The organism is Natrinema sp. DC36 (assembly GCF_020405225.1).
GTDB lineage: Archaea > Halobacteriota > Halobacteria > Halobacteriales > Natrialbaceae > Natrinema.
In genome coordinates this window covers 2,698,424-2,717,344 of the sequence record NZ_CP084472.1, presented here as the reverse complement: position 1 = coordinate 2,717,344, position 18,921 = coordinate 2,698,424, and the positions used below count along the sequence as shown (strand labels likewise).

At 67.0% G+C, this 18,921-nt stretch carries 11 protein-coding genes; 7 read left to right on the top strand and 4 right to left on the bottom strand.

The window, feature by feature from the left end; genetic code table 11:
- Positions 1–357: 357 nt before the first annotated feature.
- Genes LDH74_RS14075 through LDH74_RS14065 form a run of 3 tightly spaced genes read left to right on the top strand, consistent with a single transcriptional unit; the run spans position 358 to position 7,607 of the window.
- Positions 358–2,724 (top strand): hypothetical protein, encoded by a 2,367-nt coding sequence (locus LDH74_RS14075; protein ID WP_226039342.1) that lies wholly within the window; start codon positions 358–360, stop codon positions 2,722–2,724.
- Positions 2,717–3,802 (top strand): PD-(D/E)XK nuclease family protein, encoded by a 1,086-nt coding sequence (locus LDH74_RS14070; protein WP_226039341.1) that lies wholly within the window; start codon positions 2,717–2,719, stop codon positions 3,800–3,802. Before LDH74_RS14075 ends, LDH74_RS14070 begins: the two co-directional genes overlap by 8 nt.
- Entirely contained in the window at positions 3,795–7,607 is a 3,813-nt protein-coding gene (locus LDH74_RS14065) for a UvrD-helicase domain-containing protein (RefSeq protein ID WP_226039340.1), read from the top strand. Before LDH74_RS14070 ends, LDH74_RS14065 begins: the two co-directional genes overlap by 8 nt.
- Positions 7,608–7,716: 109 nt before the next feature.
- Here the strand turns inward: LDH74_RS14065 and folP are convergent, their stop codons facing one another.
- Entirely contained in the window at positions 7,717–10,305 is a 2,589-nt protein-coding gene (gene folP, locus LDH74_RS14060; RefSeq protein WP_226039339.1) for a dihydropteroate synthase, read from the bottom strand.
- A 206-nt stretch (positions 10,306–10,511) separates the two neighbouring features.
- On the opposite strand from folP, the gene LDH74_RS14055 reads away from it, so the two are divergent.
- Entirely contained in the window at positions 10,512–10,883 is a 372-nt protein-coding gene (locus tag LDH74_RS14055) for a cupin domain-containing protein (RefSeq protein ID WP_226039338.1), read from the top strand.
- A gap of 110 nt (positions 10,884–10,993) precedes the next feature.
- On the opposite strand, the gene LDH74_RS14050 is transcribed toward LDH74_RS14055, so the two are convergent.
- Together LDH74_RS14050 and LDH74_RS14045 are read right to left on the bottom strand one after the other, a co-directional pair.
- Entirely contained in the window at positions 10,994–11,236 is a 243-nt protein-coding gene (locus tag LDH74_RS14050) for a hypothetical protein (RefSeq protein WP_226039337.1), read from the bottom strand.
- Between the two features lie 189 nt (positions 11,237–11,425).
- Positions 11,426–12,208 (bottom strand): ABC transporter ATP-binding protein, encoded by a 783-nt coding sequence (locus LDH74_RS14045; protein WP_226039336.1) that lies wholly within the window; start codon positions 12,206–12,208, stop codon positions 11,426–11,428.
- Positions 12,209–12,448: 240 nt separating this feature from the next.
- Between LDH74_RS14045 and LDH74_RS14040 the strand changes: the two genes are divergently transcribed.
- The 3 genes from LDH74_RS14040 to LDH74_RS14030 all read left to right on the top strand — a co-directional run bounded on the left by LDH74_RS14040 (position 12,449) and on the right by LDH74_RS14030 (position 15,601).
- A complete protein-coding gene (locus LDH74_RS14040) occupies positions 12,449–14,110 on the top strand; it encodes a hypothetical protein (RefSeq protein WP_226039335.1) in 1,662 nt (553 codons plus the stop codon).
- 265 nt (positions 14,111–14,375) lie between these two features.
- Positions 14,376–14,684, top strand: a complete 309-nt coding sequence (locus tag LDH74_RS14035) for a TrkA C-terminal domain-containing protein (protein WP_226039334.1) — start codon at positions 14,376–14,378, stop codon at positions 14,682–14,684.
- A 116-nt stretch (positions 14,685–14,800) separates the two neighbouring features.
- Complete coding sequence (locus tag LDH74_RS14030; protein ID WP_226039333.1) at positions 14,801–15,601, top strand: alpha/beta fold hydrolase; 801 nt, start codon at positions 14,801–14,803, stop codon at positions 15,599–15,601.
- A gap of 46 nt (positions 15,602–15,647) precedes the next feature.
- Here LDH74_RS14030 and carB read toward each other — a convergent pair whose 3' ends face one another.
- Positions 15,648–18,824: a carbamoyl-phosphate synthase large subunit gene (gene carB, locus LDH74_RS14025; RefSeq protein ID WP_226039332.1), complete on the bottom strand. Its 3,177-nt coding sequence runs from the start codon at positions 18,822–18,824 to the stop codon at positions 15,648–15,650.
- Positions 18,825–18,921 lie beyond the last annotated feature (97 nt).

Sequence of the window (18,921 nt, the reverse complement as noted above, 5' to 3'; positions counted from 1 at the left end):
TTCATTGTCCGTGATACCCACATATGATCCGCCTAGAAGAAAATGTCAGATCGATCTCTCGATTTCGCCTCTTTCCGAGTCTTTCTACTTTAAACCCCATATTGGTCCGGCATACGCTGTTTGGTGCGGCTATTCATGTTCAGTACAGGAATACTAACATATTTATCCTTACTATCTTTGAATTCAGATACTATCGGCTCGAGGAAGCGACGCACTCCCCGTATCGAATTCGGATCGGACGGCCGACGGTAGCGGTACTCGAGCCCGATCGGTACGCGTCGACTCAGCGTGACGGCTCGAATCGAATCGTGCCCACATTTAAATACCAATTCGAACATACTCGGTGACGTACAACCGATGGCGTCTTCCCCGCCCGCGCTCGACGGCCGCTGCAAGCTCCTCCCCGCTCCCGTCCCCAGCGACGACGTGTTCGCGGCCATCACTGCCGAATTCGCGACCCTCGCCGCGGAATACGGCCCGCGAAACGTGCTGGTCCTGAAACGGCATCCGGCGGGTCTTGAGTCCCTGACCGACGCGCTGACCGATGCCGACCTCGAGCGGACGCACGACGCCCCTCGCACACCCCGAATCGAGTCGCTGCCGGAACACGCCTCGAAGACCATCGAGGAGTACGATCCGACGCTGTCTCGCCTCGAGTACGAGGAGCGGATCGAACTCATCTCGCTGGTGATCGACGGCGCGAGCCGATCGGTTCCCGACTACCTCCAGCGCGCCGCCGCCCACGAGAGCTTCCCCCGCGACGTCGGCCAACTGTTGCTCGAGGCGACTCGCCAACGTATCCGACTCGACGGCCTCGACGATCCCCACGACTGTCTCGCCTTTCTGTACGCGATGAACGACCGATTCCACGCCGAGATCGACGACCGGGGGTACGTCGAACGGGCCGACGTGATCCCGCAGGCCGTCGAGCGACTCGAGGCGAACGCGGACGGACTCCGAACGCGGGTCACCAGTTCGTTCGACGCCGTTCTCGCCGTCGAATTCGAGGAGTACCGCCGACTCGACCGTCGGTACCTCGCGGCACTCACGCGCGATGCGGAGCTCGTCTGTGTCGGCGAACGACACGCCAGCGTCGAACGGACGCGCGTCGAGCCGGGCCGCATCGACGATATCGCGACCGACGCGGGACTCGCGGTCGAGACGATTGCTCCCGGAGCAATCCGTAACGGAGATACCGACACCGAGCCGCCACACCAGCCGATAGCACGGTTTCTGGCCACGGGCGACTCTCCGGATCGATCTGCCGCCGTCGGCGACGGAGCGGAGTCGCCGGACGCAGACTCGACGGACGCGGACTCGGCGGGCGCGCACTCGTCGGAGACGGACTCGAGAGGCCGAGCGAGACGCATTCGTACCGGAACCGCCCGCGAGCAGCTCCGAGCGGTCGCGACCGAGATCCAGTCGCTGTGCGACCGCCACGACTGGTCGTACGACGAGTTCGCCGTTGCCGTCCCGCGGATCGAACGGGTCCCCGAGACCAGACGGCGGCTCCGCGACGCCGGCGTCCCGACCGCGACGATCGGCACCCCTTCGCTCGCGGATGATCCCGCGGTGAACGAACTCTACGCGGTCGTCACCTGCCAGTGCGAACGGGAGCGCGATGGCAACGGACTCGAGCGGATCGATCCCGCCGAGCCGACGCGGGACTCGAGCGATCCGCGAGCGGTCTCCCTGGACCGTCTCCGGGCCCGGACCCCCGATTTTTCGACCGAGCTGCTCGCGGAAACCGCCGGTGCGAGCGTCCGTCGCTCGCTCGAGCGATGGATCCGCCGCACCGACCTCAAGGGACGGATCGCCCGCGAGGAGGCGTGGGTCGATGCCCGGGAGCAGTACGAGGGGGTTCGTCGGGTGCTCGAGATCGCCAGCTTCGTCGAGGAGACGGACCTCGTCGGGCCGGACTGGCAGGGGCTGCGCCGGATGCTCCGGCGGACGATCCAGTACGACGCGCCCTACGTCCACGCGGTCGAGACGCGGCCGCCGACCGGCGGCGTCACGGTCTGTGCCGTCGACGACCTGAAGTACGACTCGCGCAAGGCGGTCTTCCTCCTGGATCTGATCGACGAGACGTACCCGGGCGAGCAGTTCCTCACGCAGCTCTTTCCGACGGCGTGGCTCCGGGAAATGCCGGCCTATCCCGCGGTGACGAATCCGTCGCCCGAATCGATCGTGGACACGTTCGCGACGGTCGACGTTCGGAAGACGACAGAGTCGTCTTCCGCAGCCCAGCAGAACGCAAAGCGTTCTGCGGACGCTGCCGACATCGGCGATCCATTCGAGACCTACCACGCCCAGCGGTCCCGCCGGCGGCTCGCGCTCGGTGCCCGCGCTGCCGACTGCGCCCTCTACTGCTGTTCGTACGAACGGGGAGCCGGCGGCCTGCGCCAGAGCTACGACGAGTCGCGCTACCTGCAACTGATCGACGCGACGCCCGGGCTCGAACTCGAGGACGTCGACGCCGCCGCCGACGCGGCGATCCACGGCGAGACGAACGCCCTCGAGGCGCTGCTCGTCCAACCCCGCGGCGAACTCGAGCGCGTGCTCCGGGAGGCCAGCACCGGCGGCGAGGCCGACCTCGGCGAGACCGAGGCGCTGTTCGAGGAGATCGCGGTGGTGCTCGAGGAGGTGGATATCGATCCCGAACTCGCCGAAGCGGTCCGTTCGCAGTTCGAGTTCGCCGCGGGCGAGGTGGTCCGAAATGACTGATATCGGCGGCAACGCCGACGATGACGCCAAGGCTGACGCCAATGCCGACGCCGCTACAGCCCCTCCCTCGCTATCGGTCGACGGCCTCCGAACCGCCCTGCACTGCCCCCGCCGGTACGAGTTCGCACACGTCCACGGTCTCGAGGGCAGCGACGACGATCGCACCGTCGAGGACCGCGTTTCCCTCCTGCGGAGCGCTCTCTGCGACGCGCTCCGAAGCGGCGAGACGGAACGGGAGGCGGTCGAGAGCGCCGCCCGCGATCGACTCTCGGCTCGCTGGAACGAGTACGACGAGCGCTTTCATTCCGTTGCCCAGCGCCGTCACGAACGGCGGGTGCTCGAGGCGACGCTTTCGGCGTACCTCGAGCGAGTCGGGGTCGATCACGCCGCTGGGATCGCGCGACTGGACGCCGAAGCCGCCCGCGGTGAACTGATCGGGCCGGGGCTGCCGCTCTCGAGTACGATCGAGCTACCTCCGCAGGCGGTCGAACCGGACGCGGTGACGATCGACACCGCGGTTGACTACGTCTACGGCGACGGCTCGTCGATCGTCGGCGTCCGGTTCGTCCCGACGCTCGCACCCCTAGGTCTCCTGCGCTACCGCTCCGACTGGGAAGGAGACGTCGAGGACCTCTTCACCGAGCACTTCGACGCCGATTCGACGACGTTCGAACCGGATCCCGTCGGCGCGCTCCTCGAGACCGCCGTCGTCCTCGACGGGCTTCGCGACCTTCGCGATCGACTCGAGCTGGGCGACCGAACCTGCCGATACGTCCAGATCCCGCTGGCCGATCGGTCGGGAACGGCGGTGAACTGGGTCCGTGATACCGTCGAAGCGAGCCTCGAGATCGTCGATCTGACCGACGTCTACGTCGACCACCACACCTTCGGAATGACTCACGAGCACCGAAACGGGACCGTCGACGACCGACTCGCGGCGGTCGCCGCGAGCCTGCTGTCGGGACCGTTCGACCCGTCCGATCGATGGGACCGGATCGCGGACAACTCCTGTCCGGATTGTGAGTACACCGTCTGCTGCCAGGAGTACATTTCAGCGGAGGTGCGCTTCGATGGATAACGGATCACCGCGGGACGGCGGAGAAGAACGGACCCTCGATCCGAGAGCCGGCCCGACTGACGACGATCTCGAGACTGCGGATATCTCCGGCCTCGCGTCCGCCGCCGACATCGAGCCCAAGGGAAATCAGGAGGCGGTCATCGACAGCCAGGCGGCCTGTACCTCCGTCGACGCGGGAGCCGGCACCGGGAAGACGACGACGATGCTCGTTCGGATCGAGCGCGCCATCGATCGAGGTGACGTCGATCCCGACGACGTGCTCGTGTTGACCTTCGCGAACGAGGCCGCCGCGAGCATCCGGGCGGCGGTCTCCGAGCGACTCGAGCCGGACGCCGCGGCGGCGATCGACGTCTACACCTACCACTCGTTTTGCTACCGGCTCGTCCGCGAGTACGCCTACTACCTGGGCTACTCGCCCGAGTTCGACGTCGTCACCGAACGCACGCGCCGGCGGCTCATCGGTCGACTGCTCGCCGAAACCGACTACGGCTTCGCGGCCGATTCGGGACGCAACGACGGGTCGCCGACCGACCTCACGGACGCGGTCGACCGGTTCATCCAGTCCATGAGCCAGGAGAACATCACACCCGAACAGCTTCAGTCGGGACTGCCGCCGGTGCGTACCCTCGAGCTGTGCAACGAGTTCGTCCTCTGGCTCGAGCGGACCGCCGGCGAGGAGCTGTCCTTCGACAACGAGGCGCTGCGTTACTTCAATCGGGACGAGCACTGCGAGGCGGCCCGAGAGTCGCTGATCGACTACGGGAAACTCGTCTCGTACTGCCGTGAGAAGATCGCGGAAGCGCCGGCGGCCTTCCGCGACGACGAGTTCGTTCGCGACGTCGATCGCTACCTCCGGGTCCTTCAGCAGTGCGTGACGAACACGATCGAGGCGCTCTCGCTGGACGACGCGACGACGAAACACCTTCCGCGGGCGCTGTTCGGTAACCGGATCTGGGGGACGGCCACGAGCCGGATCGAACAGACGCCCTTCGGTCGGCTGAAACACTACGTCGAGTTCCTCCGGCTGGCCCGCCACTATACCGACGTCTACACGGATTATCACGACGCCCTCGAGGCCGAGCGGGCGCTGGATTTCGACGAGTTGGTGCGGACGGCGACCGGCTTACTGGAGGATTCGTCAATCGCCGACGAAATCACCGACCAGTGGACGCAGGTCTACTGCGACGAGTTCCAGGACACCGACGCGACTCAGTTCTCGCTGCTCACCGAACTCACGGACGGCCCGGACCGGCCGGACCTGCTCGCGATCGGCGACAAGGATCAGGCGATCTACGGCTGGCGCGGCACCGACCGCGAGGGACTCGACCGGCTGGCCGACGCCTACGACGACCACGAGGCGATCGAACTCGAACTCAACTTCCGCTCGAGACAGGAAATCCTCGACCTGACCAACGCCTGCGAGTACGGGCCGCAATCCTCGAAGACGCTGCGGGAGGACGGCCGAACGGCCGGCGCGTACGACGAGGACGAACCGCCGGACCGCGTCGTCAAAGTCGAGAGCGACGACGTGCCGGGGTCGACGCCGGAACAGGTCGCGACGACGGTCTCGCGGCTGCTCAACGGCGAGGCTGCGAACGTCCCCCAGCGCTCGCTGGGCGATATCGCGGTCATCGTCCGGACCAACCGTCACGCGCAGGCGGTCGCGGACGAGCTTCGGGAGCTGCGGATCCCATACGAAATCTCCGGTTCGCCCCGCGGCGAGGTCTCGCCCGGCATCGAGACGGTGCTCTCGTACCTCCGGGTCCTCGTGGAGCCGGAGGCGGACGCCCACCTCCGGCGCGTGCTCCTCTACCGGTACCGGCTCACGGAGGCCGATCTCGCGACGCTGCAACGGCGCGACGGGTCGCTGTACGACGCCGTGATGGACCCCGATCCGGACGCGCTCGATCTCGAGGGACCCGACCAACTCGAGCGAGTGCGAAACCACCTCGAGGCGCTCGAGCGCTTCCGGGACGTCTACCCCCTCTCCGGATTCGTCCGCCGGTTCCGGGAGTTGACCCGAATCGAGTGGTTCTGTGCGAGCGAGGAGCGATCCGAATTCGACCGCCTCGAGCGGTTCGTCGAGGCCTACGACTCCGATGGCGTCGTCCAGTCGCTGTCGACCGAGTTCGTCGACGCGCTCGCGGCGACGCTTCGGGGCGGCGGGAGCGATCGAACCCGCGGGACGAGATCCGCCGACAGCGTCGACGTGATGACGGTTCATCAGGCCAAGGGCCTCGAGTTCGATACCGTCCTCGCCCCCTACCTCACGGACGAGGAGTGGTGCGTCGACGGCGACTACGTCGAGCGGGCCCGATACCGGCTGCTGGCTGCTGCGCTCGACGCCGATATCGATTCCCCCTTGCTCGCGGATCTCGCCGCCGAGCGGGTCGGCGAGGAGTGGCGCGTGCTCCACGTCGCGCTCACCCGAGCCGAGAACCACCTGTTCCTGTTCGGGTCGGAGTACGAGTACGACGGCGACGAGGACGAACTCGCCGCGTCGACGGCCGAGGCCTGTCTCGCGAGCGACGTCGAGTGGTCGGTGACCGGACAGCGAATGGACCTCTGGTCGTCGCTGATCGAGAGCTTCGAGCGGGTTCGGGAGACCTACCCCGAAACCGTGGTCGACCGAACCGACGAGATCGCTGCCTCGGCCGGCGAGAGTCCGGGGACGATCACGTACTACGCCGACTACGACGACCGACCCGTCGAACCGCTCGAGACTCGAGCGGCGATCGAGACCGTCCATCGACTGGGCCGGCAGCTCCGCGACGGCACGCTGTTGCCGGCAGCCGACGCGGCGAGCCACGGCGGCGATCTCGGCGAAGATGTGGCAGATGAGGGGTCGAATCTCCGCGTGCCCAGCGGTCGCCGGCCGTCCGCGCTGACGACCGACACCGTCCGCTTCCCGGTCGAGACGCTCGCGTCGGCGACCGAACTGCCGGTCGCGATGCGCCACAGCTACTCCGCGATGGACACCCACGAGACCTGTCCCCGGAAACACTACCTCGATCACGCGGTTCGTGCGTTCGACGATCCGCTCACGGTAGCCGGTCGCAGTGATGAGGGATCGTCGGAGACCGACGGCGAGGTCACCTCGCCGACCGAGACCAACGGCGGAACGCCCGCAGCGACCGACGACTCGGCGTCGCGGCTCGTCGGCACCGTCTTCCACGACGTCGCGGAGGAGGCCTTTCACCGCGAGTACCGAACCCGAGAGGCGTGGCGCGACGCCGCCGTCCGACAGCTCACCGCGCGGGATCTGATCGAGCACCGCGAGGCCGTCCTCGCGTGCGTCGACCGCTACTTCGCGGCGAGCGCACCCGCCTTCGACCGCCCGATCGCCGAGTGGGAACCGCTGGCCGCGGAACTCTCCTTCTCGCTCGAGGACGTCTCTGGCGTGACGGGTGACGTAGTGGGCTACGTCGACTCGATCCGGCGGCTGCCCGACGGCGGCCTCGCCGTCCTCGACTACAAGGCCACCGCCGAGCGGATCGCACCCGACGACGCCGTGCAGCTGTCGCTCTACCGCCGGGCCTGCGAGGACCGGTTCGACGAACCGATCGCGGCGGCGGGCTACGTGTACGTCGGCGCCCTCGACGGAGACGACGATCCCCGCGTGGATCTCCTCGAGCCCGCTGATCTTCCGCCGTGGGAGGCGGTCCGGGAGACGCTCGAGACGGTCGACGAGCCGTCGTTCGCGGAGACGTCGCCCGGCGAGCACTGTCGGCACTGTCCGCACCGGTCGCTGGGCTGTGGGCCGGCGGAGTACGCGCCCGAGATCGACCTAGCGGGGGACGACTGAGTCGGACCCGGAAATCGAGAATCAGGGCTACAACCGGGCTCACGATACCGAGATTCTCGTCTCCTCGGTGCTGGAAGACGGTCTTCGAGTACAACTCGCGGCGCGCCGGTTACGAGTCCCACTCGAATCGCTGCGGATCGCGTGCCGCCAGCGCCGTCCGGACGGCGGCGACGTTCTCGCGGACGTCGTGGACGCGGACGATGTCGGCCCCGCGGTCGGACGCCAGCGCCGTGGCAGCGACGGTCGCCTCGAGCCGCTCGTCGCGGTCGCGGCCGATCCGTGCGAACATGGACTTGTGGGAGTGGCCGAACAACACCGGACAGCCGAGCGCGTGGAACTCGTCGATCCGGTCGAGGAGTTCGAAGTTCTCGGCGGCGGACTTGCCGAAACCGATGCCGGGATCGACGATGATCTGCTCCCGATCGAGCCCCGCCTTCTCGGCCAGCAACACCCGTTCGGAGAGGTGATCGATCACGTCCGCGACCACGTCGTCGTACTCGACGTCGCGGTCGGGCACGACCGGCGCGTCGATGCTGTGCATCACCACGAGCCCCGCGTCGTGCTCGGCGGCGACGAAGCGCATCTCGGGGTCCTCGAGCCCCGAGACGTCGTTGATGATGTCCGCGCCGGCCTCGAGCGCCGCGTCGGCGACCGCGGCCCGTCGGGTGTCGACCGAGACGTGCGCGTCGAGGTCGGCGATCCGCTCGACGACGGGGACGACCCGGTCCAGTTCCTCCTCGACCGAGACGGGATCCGCACCCGGTCGGGTGGACTCCCCGCCGACGTCGATCACGTCTACGCCCGCGTCGATCATCGCTTCGGCCCGATCGACGGCGTCCTCGAGGGCGTCGTACTCTCCGCCGTCGTGGAAGCTGTCGGGGGTGACGTTCAGGATTCCCATCACGGCCGTCCGGTCGGCCCAGGGATACTCGCCCGCGTCGGCGGCCGAGTCGACGGACGATCTGGATCGTCCCGCCGTCCGACTCGCCGGCTGCGTCGATTCGTCCCCGTCCTCGGCGTCGGTCGCCGCACCCTCGGCACCGATATCGGCGTCGGCCTCGAGCGCGAGGGTGTCCCGCAGTTCCCGCGCGACGTCGGCCAGCCCGTGGGGCCGGGAGCGATCCTCGAGCGCCTCGACGAGCGCCTCGAACTGAGCGAGCGTCCCCATCAGCACGGCGTCGACGGTTTCGTCGTCCCGCTCGAGCCCGGAGAGGGCACACTCCCCCCCGAGTCGGAGGAGTTCCTCCTTGAGGACGGTCGCCTGTCCGTCCCGCAGCGCCGTCCTGACGACACGGTGGACGGCGTCACCGTCCAGCCGCTCGACCTCGCCCGGGGCGACGTTCGCTCCCTCGAGCGCGTCGCGGGCGTCGGCGAGGTTTCGGACGCGTTTGGGAACGTCGGTCCGGGTCCACCGAGAACGGGCCTCCGCGACCGCGAACAGCGAGCCGGTGACGAGCACGCAGTCGTCGGATCCGGCGGCCCCGAGCGCCGTCGCGAGGGCGTCCTGAACCGCCGTCTCGGTCCCGACCGTTCCGGCACCGGCGTCGGCGAACACTTCCGCGAGGACCGCCCGGTCTTCGGCGCGATCGAGCATCGGTTCGGTCGCGACGACGGTGTCGGGCGTCGGCAGCGCGTCGGCCATCGCGCGGTGGTCCTTGTCGTGCATCGCCCCGAAGACGACGTGGAGCTCGTCGTACTCGTACGTCTCGAGCGTCTCCGCGAGTCCCTCGCAGGCACCCGGATTGTGCGCACCGTCCAGAACGACTAGCGGTCCGGTATCCATCACTTCGAACCGGCCCGGCCAGTGGGCGCTTCGCAGCCCGCGCTCGAGGTCGGCGACGTCTCCGACGCCGACCTGCCGGGCGAGGGTGGCGGCAATGCCGGCGTTTTTGGCCTGATGTTCGCCCAGCAGCGGGATTCGCGTCTCGAGATCCCAGTCGCCGGCGTCGATCGAGACGGCCGCTTCCGTGTGGTTCGTTCGACCGCCGTACGCGACGCGGACGTCCGGTCTGCAATCGTCGCCGTCGCTCGCGTCGCCCGCCGGCTCCGTGCCGACGGTCACGACGTCGCCGGCGATGTCGCGGACCGCCTCGAGCGCGCTCCCGGTGACGCCCGTCACGAGCGGTACGTTTTCGGGGACGACGTGGGCCTTGTCGTGGGCGATCTCTTCGACGGTGTCACCGAGGATTCCCGTGTGCTCTAAGGTCACGCTCGTGACCGCGCTCGCGACGGGATCGACGACGCTCGTGGCGTCGTACTTGCCGCCGATGCCGACCTCGAGGACGGCGATATCGACGTCCTCGCGGCCGAAGTGCCACAGCGCCATCGCGGTCATCGCCTCGAAGAAGGTGGGCGACTCGCCGTCGGCGGCTCGTTCGGTGGCGTACTCGCGAACCGCCTCGACGTACTCGCAGACGGCCGACCGGGGGATCTTTCGGCCGTCGACGCGGACCCGCTCGCGGAGGTCCTCGAGGTGCGGCGAGGTGTAGAGGCCGGCGGAGTGGCCCGCCTCTCGCAGGGTTCGCTCGAGCATTCGAGCCGTGCTCCCCTTCCCGTTGGAGCCGGCGATCTGAACGAAATCGACGGTTTCGTGGGGGTCCTCGAGGTGGGCCAGCAGCCGGGCCGTCGACTCGGTGCCCGGCTTCGGGCGGAAGCGCCGCAGATCGAATAAGAAGTCCGCCGCCTCGTGATACTCCATATAGGGACCAGAGTATCCGATCGTTTTTGAGTATTCTGTTCGGAGACAGTCACCGCGACTCGCAGCGGTTCGGAGCCGATCGCCGGATTCGCGACTCGACCGTCGACGAGACCCGATATGTTCGGGAGAAGACCGACCCCGACCGGAATCATCCGTTCGAATATGTCTCGAGACGAGCCACGAAGCCCAGTCGGCGGTGGTCGCGGATGCCAGTAACCGACTTCGACGCCGAACGGACGTACGACGATGATCGATTCAGCGCACGGTCCGTCTTTCGGAGCGACCGGATGAAGGTCGTCCTCGGCTACTTCGAACCGGGTCAGTTCATCCCGGTTCACGCCCCCGGCAGCGACGTGACGATCTGCGTCCGATCCGGCACCGGCGTCGTCCGCGAGGACGAGACGGAACACGTCGTCGGTCCCGACGACGTGGTCGTCGTCGAGGCGAACGTCGACCGGGGCGTTCGAGCCGACGAGGACGGCCGACTCGAGGCGCTGCTCGTCACGAGTCCGCCGCCGACCGACGCCGAGCACGAGCCCGTCCGGGAGGGGCTCGAGCGCGGAGTCTTCGATCCGTAATTCGTCGAACGAAAATACGCGTCGCTATCGGAAGTTCGGGAGCGGCAGGTCTGTCACCCGAGAGTCACCGACCGCTCGGTCGCGAGCCATCCGGACGCGACGAACGAGAATCACGCACCTTGCAGCCCGTTTGGCGGGCGGAAGAACAGCCCGTTGAACAGGGCGAGCGAGGCGATGGCGACGCCGCCGAGCAGGGTCGCCTCGAGGGGGAGACCGAGGACGTGACCGGCGAGGCCGGCGACCGCGAACGCGATCGGAATCAGTCCGAGCAAGAGATCGTATCGGTCGATCGCCGAGACGTATTCGGCGAGCCGAGCGACGCTGCCGATGCCAGTGATCTCTCTCCGCACCATTCGTTCTCACCTCCGGACGGCCGTACGACTGCGGTCCACTAAAACCATTCGGCATCGAACGACTCAGAACGCATCTGTGCCCATCTCCGACAATCTTATCGGGTCTAAGTGAACGAAGGCATCCGTTCCGTCACCGCTCCGCGTCGATCGGATCCGATTCGGGCGAACTCGTCGACCGATGGCTCGGCGTCACTCGGCGGGTCGCTCCCTCGCGAGACCGTCTTCGCCGTGCTCACGGGTGATCTCGAGGAATGCGTCCTCGAGACTCCGGGCGTCGCCGGTCTCGGCGCGGGTCTTGAGCGTCTCTGGGTCGCCCTCGGCGACGAGTTTCCCGTCGTGGAGGACGCCGATCTCGTCGGCCAGTTCGTCGACGACAGGGAGGATGTGCGTCGAGAGGAAGATCGTCATCTCTCGATCGGCGAGGTCGGCGATCGTGTCTCGCATGGTCCGGGCCGCGCGCGGATCGAGTCCGCTGGTCGGTTCGTCGAGGAAGGCGACGTCGGGTTCGTGCAACACCGCCTGAATGACGCCGACCTTCTGGCGCATCCCCTTCGAATAGTCCTCGATGCGCTTGTTCGCGTCCTCGAGGAGGTCGAAGCGCTGGAGCAGCGACTCGATGCGCTCGTTCGCCTCCGATTCGGGCATATCGCGGAGGCCGGCGGCGTACTCGAGCTGTTCCCGGCCGGTGAGTTCGTCGTAGACCGGGGGTTCCTCCGGCAGGTAGCCGATGTGTGGGGTGACGGATTCGCGCTCTCCGATCGAGTGGCCGGCGACGCGGGCCGTCCCCGCCGTCGGTTTGGTCAGCGTCGTCAGCATACGCATCGTGGTCGTCTTCCCCGCGCCGTTCGGACCAAGGAAGCCGTAGACTGATCCTCGCTCGACGTCCATCGTGAGATCGTCGACGGCGGTCGTCTCGCCGTACCGTTTCGTCAGTCCGTCGGTTTCGATGGCGAGGGCGTCGACAGGGCTCATACGCGTCTTTTCGTCGGCGTATAATTAAAGGTGTGTCATGTTTGATCGCCGTCGGCGACCGCTGTGGCGGGCGGGAGAGCGTCCGACTCGACGGCCGTCCGAAGCGGGACGACGACTCGGCCGAGCCGACCGGCGGAATCGGATGACAGAAATCCAAAGGGTTTACTGGCAGCACGACGCGGATTCGACTATGCACGCCGCCATATCGTCTGTCGACCGCTCGAGTCGAGGTGGGCCCTGATGGCTCACGCGTCCGCTACCGTCGCTGGAATCGAGCTCCGACGGACCGTCCGAGCGGTCGTCAGCAGTCGGACGAAACTGCTCACGATCGCAGTGGTCGCGCTGGTCGTGCTCGGCCCGATGACGGCCGTCGGACTATTCCTGTTGCCGGAACTGGGCGAGCAGGCCGCCGCCGCATCCCTCACCGCGGAGACCGCCGTAACAGTGACCGAGTACGTGACCGGCGGCGTTGCGGTTCTGTGGGTGTTCCTGATGATGATGTCGATCATGCGGACCGTGACGACCGTCGCCGACGTGGACAAACCGGCCTTTCTCCTGCTGTCGACGGCGGTTCGGAACACCGTTGTCGGTATCGTCGCCGCAGAAACCGCACTCTACGCGGCCGTTCTGCTCCCTTTTACGGTGCTTTTCGCCGCCGCGTTCGCGTCCGGCGCGGGGACGGTGCTTCCGGTACTCGTCGCACCGTTGCTGGTCGCCCTCCTCCTGGTCACCGCCATCCCCGTCGGATTCGTCGTCGGCATCTGGGTCCGTCACCTGATCACCGTCTACGAGCCGGTCGCCCGGTATCGAACGTTGCTGTTCGCCGCGTTCTGGGTCGTCTACTTCGGCGCGATCGCGACCGGCGGACTGAACGTGGTCATGTGGTCGCTGTTCACGACGTTACAGACCAGCCCGCTCGGGTGGCCCGGCCATCTGCTGCTGGTCGGGGTCCCCGGTATCGATCCGTCGACGGTCGGCATCGCCGGTACGGTCGCCGGATCCGCCCTCCTCGTCGGACTCGCCTTCCTCGCCGCCGTCCCCTCCGCACAGCGCCACTGGTTCGCGGATCCGGCCCGCACGGATGACGACGAGATCGACGAAGAGACGTCGTCCGATCGACTCGCCGGGCTCCTCTCGGGAATCGTCTCGCAACCGGTCCGGACGGTGGCGGTGACGGCGGTTCGTCGGACGAAGCGAGCACCGATCCAGTTGGCGTACGCCGGCTACCCGCTGCTCGGCGCGCTCGGCTTCATCCAGCAGATTATCGAGACCGGCACGGTGCCCTCGTTCATGGCCGTCATGTTCTGTCTGTACGTGGTCTGGGCGGCCGGCGTCCTGTTCACGCTCAACCCGCTCGGCGACCTCGGACCGGCCCTGCCCGCCGTCGTCACGTCGACGCTCACCGGCCGGCAGGCGATCCGCGGCCGCATGCTCGCCGGTGCGCTCGTCGCCGTTCCGCTCGCCCTTTTCGTGTCGCTCGCATTCGGAATCGTCAGCCCGCTCTCGCTCGAGCACACCGCCGCGCTGACCGCCGGCACCGTCGTCGGCGCGGTCGTCACGCCGGCGCTGGCCGCCGGGGTCGGCTCGGCGTTTCCCCGCTTTGGCAGCGTCAAACTCACCAACAAGCGCGAGGCGGTGATGCCGAGCAAGACGTCGTTCGTCGTCTACACGTTCGCGATCGCGCTCCCGACGGTCGCCGCCGTCGTGTTGTATCTCGAGGCCCCCGAACTGATCGCCGGCTTCGTTTCGTCGGTTTCCGCGTGGACGCCGCTTCCCGACGTTTCGATCTCCGCCCGCGCCATCACCGTCGGCGCCTGGATCGTCCTGATCTCGGGACTGATCGCGCCGGTCGTCGCTTATTACTACGCTGTTGAACGGTTCGACTGGTACGCACTCGAGTGAGTCGGAGAGGGAGACCATCGCCACCACGCAGAAGCCGCGTTCCGACCGGTGATAGACCTGCAGACGTGAAAACCACGGCTACTCCGGCGGGAAGCTCGAAACCTGTATTTCTATACAACCGGGATCACAGATTATTCGTCATGACTTCGATACCCGTCTCGGAGATCCTCGTCGGGGTGTATCTCGGCCTCCTCGCGGGCATATTTCCGGCGTTTCACACGCCGATCGGGAGTTCGCAGCGATGCTCCGGCGTGGGGACGAAACCATGAGTATCGTCGAAATCAGCTCGGAGAGTGCACTCGTGGGCGTGTCCGTCGCTGCCCTCGACGCCACGATCATCGCGATTCGGTCCTCCGGTGACGACGTGGGCACGATTCCGAAGCGCGACCGGGTGATTCGGGCGGGCGAGCAGCTGTTTGCGATCGGTCGTCCCGACACCCTCCGGAAGTTGGACTCGGCGAGCGGCGTCCGGTCGATCGACGAGAACGAGACGCCGCCGGCCGCCGACAGCGCTATCGACTGGGAGTCCGGTGTCGCCACGGATCGGGACCCGCTGACCTACGACGGAGAGTAGATCGAAGTTCGATCGAGACGGCCACGGATGAGTCGATCACGCTTCGCAACTACTCGCGGGCGAACGTATCAAAATCGATGCAGAGGGCCTACACGCTCCGCGTCCGTGTGTCGACTATGGAACTGAATCACGTCCGTCGTGGAACCGGCGAGCCGTTGCTCCTCGTTCACGGACTGGGCGGTAGCTGGCGAACGTGGCGACCCGTGCTCGAGTCGCTGGCTGCCGAGCGCGAGGTGATCGCCGTGGACCTCCCCGGTCACGGTGGAACGCCGCCGTCGTCCGGCGAGGCGTCCGTCGACACCCTCGCCGACGACGTCGCCTCGTTTCTGACGGCGAACGACCTCGAGGGGATCGACGTGGTCGGGAACTCGATGGGAGGGCGCCTCGTGCTCGAACTGGCACGGCGGGGCGATGTCGGCGCGACCGTTGCGCTCGATCCCGGCGGGTTTTGGAAAGGATGGGAGCGGTACTTCTTTTACGCAACGCTTGCCCCGTCGATCCGCCTCGTTCGCCTGCTCCAGCCAGTGATGGGGCGGCTCATGGGAAGTGCCGTCGGTCGCACGCTGCTCCTGGCCCAGCTCTCGGCGCGTCCCTGGGAGCTGTCCGCCGACGTCGCGCTCGAGGAGATGCGAACCTTCGCGGACTCGCCCTCGTTCGACGAACTGCTACGTCGATTGGCCTTCGGACCCGGTCAAGAAGGCGCGGCGGACACTCCGGGACCGGTCGTGTTCGGCTGGGGCCGCAAGGATCGAGTCACCCTTCCGCGGCAGGCGAAACGCGCCGCGAAACGGTTCCCGAACGCGAGATTGTACTGGTTCGAGGGTGCCGGACACTATCCTCACTGGGACGCACCCGAGGAGGCGACGCAGTTGATACTCGCGTGTACCGGTGAAACGGCGGAAACGGTTCAGAAATAGGACGATCCGCACTCGAGGAAATCGATCTCGAGCCGACGACCGCGATCTATTCGGACTTGCCCCAGTCGGCCACGCGCTTCGGACGGTCGGACACCGATTCGACCTCGAGGTTACCATCGAACGTATCGAGCGCTTCGACGTACGCTTTCGCGCTGGCTTCGGTCGACAGATACGGAATCTCCTCCTCGACGGCCATCTCGAGGGAGTCGCGGTCGCGGCTGACGATGAAGTCGACCTCGCTTTCGCGGATGGCCTGCGGGACGTCGTCGAACTCGGTCACTTCGAAGTGGTTCTCGAAGCCGTCGACGTCAAGGTCGACGACGGCGGTCCCCTCGCTGACGGCGTTGCCGGCGGCCTGCTGGGCCTTCCAGTAGGCCGTGCCGAACTCGCTGGCGGTCCCCATGACCTCGCCCGTGGACTTCATTTCCGGGCCGAGGCGGGGATCCGATCCCGGCAGGCGGTCGAAGGGCAGGACGACCTCCTTGATCGAGGTGTGATCGGGGATCTGTTCGTCGACCTCGAGACTCTCGAGGGTCTCGCCGGCCATGACCTTCGCGGCGAGTTTGGCGATCGGGACGCCGGTCGCCTTCGAGACGAACGGGACGGTCCGCGAGGAGCGCGGGTTGGCCTCGAGGACGTAGACCTCCCCGTCACGAACGGCCAGCTGGACGTTCAGCAGCCCCTTCGTCTTCAGCGCCGACGCGATGTCCTCGGTGACCTCGCGGACGCGCTCGAGCGTCTCCTCGTCCAGCGAGCGCGGCGGGATCATGCAGGCGGAGTCGCCGGAGTGGACGCCCGCGGTCTCGACGTGTTCCATGATGCCGCCGATGATGACGTTGCGGCCGTCCGAGACCGCGTCCACGTCGAGTTCGATCGCGTCCTCGAGGAAGTCGTCGACCAGGATCGGTTTCTCGGGACTGACGCGGACGGCCTCCTCGATGTAGGTCTCGAGTTCGTCGTCGTCGTAGACGACGTCCATCGCGCGCCCGCCCAGCACGTAGGAGGGGCGGACGAGGACGGGGTAGCCGATGTCGTGGGCGAGTTCCAGCGCCTCTTCCTTCGAGAAGGCGGTGCCGCCCTCGGGCTGGGCGATGCCCAGTTCGTCCATCAGGGCGTTGAAGCGGTCGCGGTCCTCCGCGAGGTCCATCGCCTCGACGCTCGTTCCCATGACCTCGCAGTCGAGCCCGCGGCGCTTTAGTTCGTCCTCGAGCGGTTCGCCGATGTTGACGGAGGTCTGGCCGCCGAACTGGACCATCACGCCGTCGGCACCGGTCGCCTCTGCGACGTCGGCGACCTCCTCGGCGGTGATCGGTTCGAAGAACAGGCCGTCGGAGGTGTCGTAGTCCGTCGAGACGGTCTCGGGGTTGTTGTTGACGACGTAGGCGTCGATGCCGAGTTCGCGCAGCGCGCGGACCGCGTGGACCGAACAGTAGTCGAACTCGACGCCCTGTCCGATGCGGATCGGACCGCCGCCGACGACGATCACGCTTTCGATGTCGCGATCGACCTCGAGTTCGCCCGCGGCGGCGTCGCCCAGTAGCGGGCCGGATTCGAACTCGGACTTGCGCGAGGAGTAATAGTACGGCGTTTCGGCCTCGAACTCGCCCGCACAGGTGTCGACCTGCTTGTAGGTGCGACCGGGGACGTCCGTCTCGACGGTGTCGACCTCCGCGCCGGCGGCGGCGGCGATCGTCGCGTTGGTGTGCCCGGCGATCGCGGCCTCGGTGAAGTCGCCTTCCTGGGCGGCGAGCGTCGAGTCCGCGATGTTCTTGTAGCGCTCGGTGTACCACTCGAAGATACCGGTCAGTTCGACGACTTCGTCGACGGTGTAGCCGCGTTCGAAGGCCTCGAACATCGCGTAGGGACGGTCCGGCGACGGCCGCTCGAGGTACTGCTCCTCGAGTTCCGCGTCGCTGAGTTCGGCCCAGTCGACGTCGGGTTCGTACTCGCTCGAGCGAAGCGCCTTCAACAGGCTCTCCTCGAAGGTGCGACCGATAGCCATCGCTTCGCCGGTCGACTTCATGGCCGTCGTCAGTTCGAAGTCGACGTCGTCGAACTTGTCGATGGGCCAGCGGGGAACCTTCGTCACCACGTAGTCGATGGCGGGCTCGAAGGCGGCGGTCGTCTCGCCCGTAATCTCGTTCGTGATCTCGTGAAGGCGCTTGCCCAGCGCGACCTTCGCGGTCACGCGGGCGATCGGATACCCGGTCGCCTTGGAGGCGAGCGCGGAGGAACGCGAGACGCGCGGGTTGACCTCAACCACTCTGTACTCGCCGCCGGGGGTGCCGTCGTCGCGCCAGGCGAACTGGATGTTACACCCGCCCTGAATGCCGAGTTCGCGGATGACGTCGAGCGCGGCGGTGCGCATCTCCTGGTGCCCCTCGTCGGGGACGATCTGGGAGGGCGTGACGACCGTCGACTCGCCCGTGTGGATCCCCATCGGGTCGATGTTCTCCATGTTGCAGATGATGATACACGAGTCGTCGGCGTCGCGCATCACTTCGTACTCGTACTCGACCCAGCCGGCGATCGACTCGGTGATGAGGACCTCGCTGTTCCGGGAGAGGCGCAGTCCCTTGCGGACGCGGCGGAGGAGTTCGTCCATCTCGCCGACGACGCCAGAACCGGACCCGCCCAGCGTGTAGGTCGTCCGGGCGATGACCGGCAGTCCGCCGACCTCGTCGACGGCGGCCTGGACGCGCTCTTTCAGGTCCGCTTCGGTCAGTTCCGAGACCTCCTCGCCCTCCTCGAGCGAAATCGTGGTCGAGGCGGGAACCGGCTGGCCGATCTTCTCCATGCGCTGGCGGAAGAGGTCGCGGTCCTCCGTCGCGTAGATCGTGTCCAGCGGCGTGCCCATGATCTCGACGTCGTACTCCTCGAGGACGCCCTCCTCGGCGAGTTCGGCGGTGACGTTCAGCCCGGTCTGGCCGCCCAGGCCGGCGATGACGCCGTCGGGTCGCTCCTTGCGGATGATCTCGGCGATGGCGTCGGTCGTGATCGGCTCGATGTAGACCTCGTCGGCCATCTCCGGATCCGTCATGATCGTCGCGGGGTTCGAGTTGACCAGGACGACGCGGGCACCTTCCTCTCGAAGCGCCCGGCAGGCCTGTGCGCCCGAGTAGTCGAACTCGGCGGCCTGTCCGATCTGGATCGGGCCGCTCCCGATCAACAGGATCGTGCGTCCGTCACCCGTCTCGCCGTCTGCGGCGGTGTCCGTACTCATTTGTCTTGTCGGAGTGGAGTTCGCACATCGTAATAAGCCCCACGATACAGTACGAATCTCGAAATGGCTTTTCGAAATTCGAACCTGAAGCGGTCCA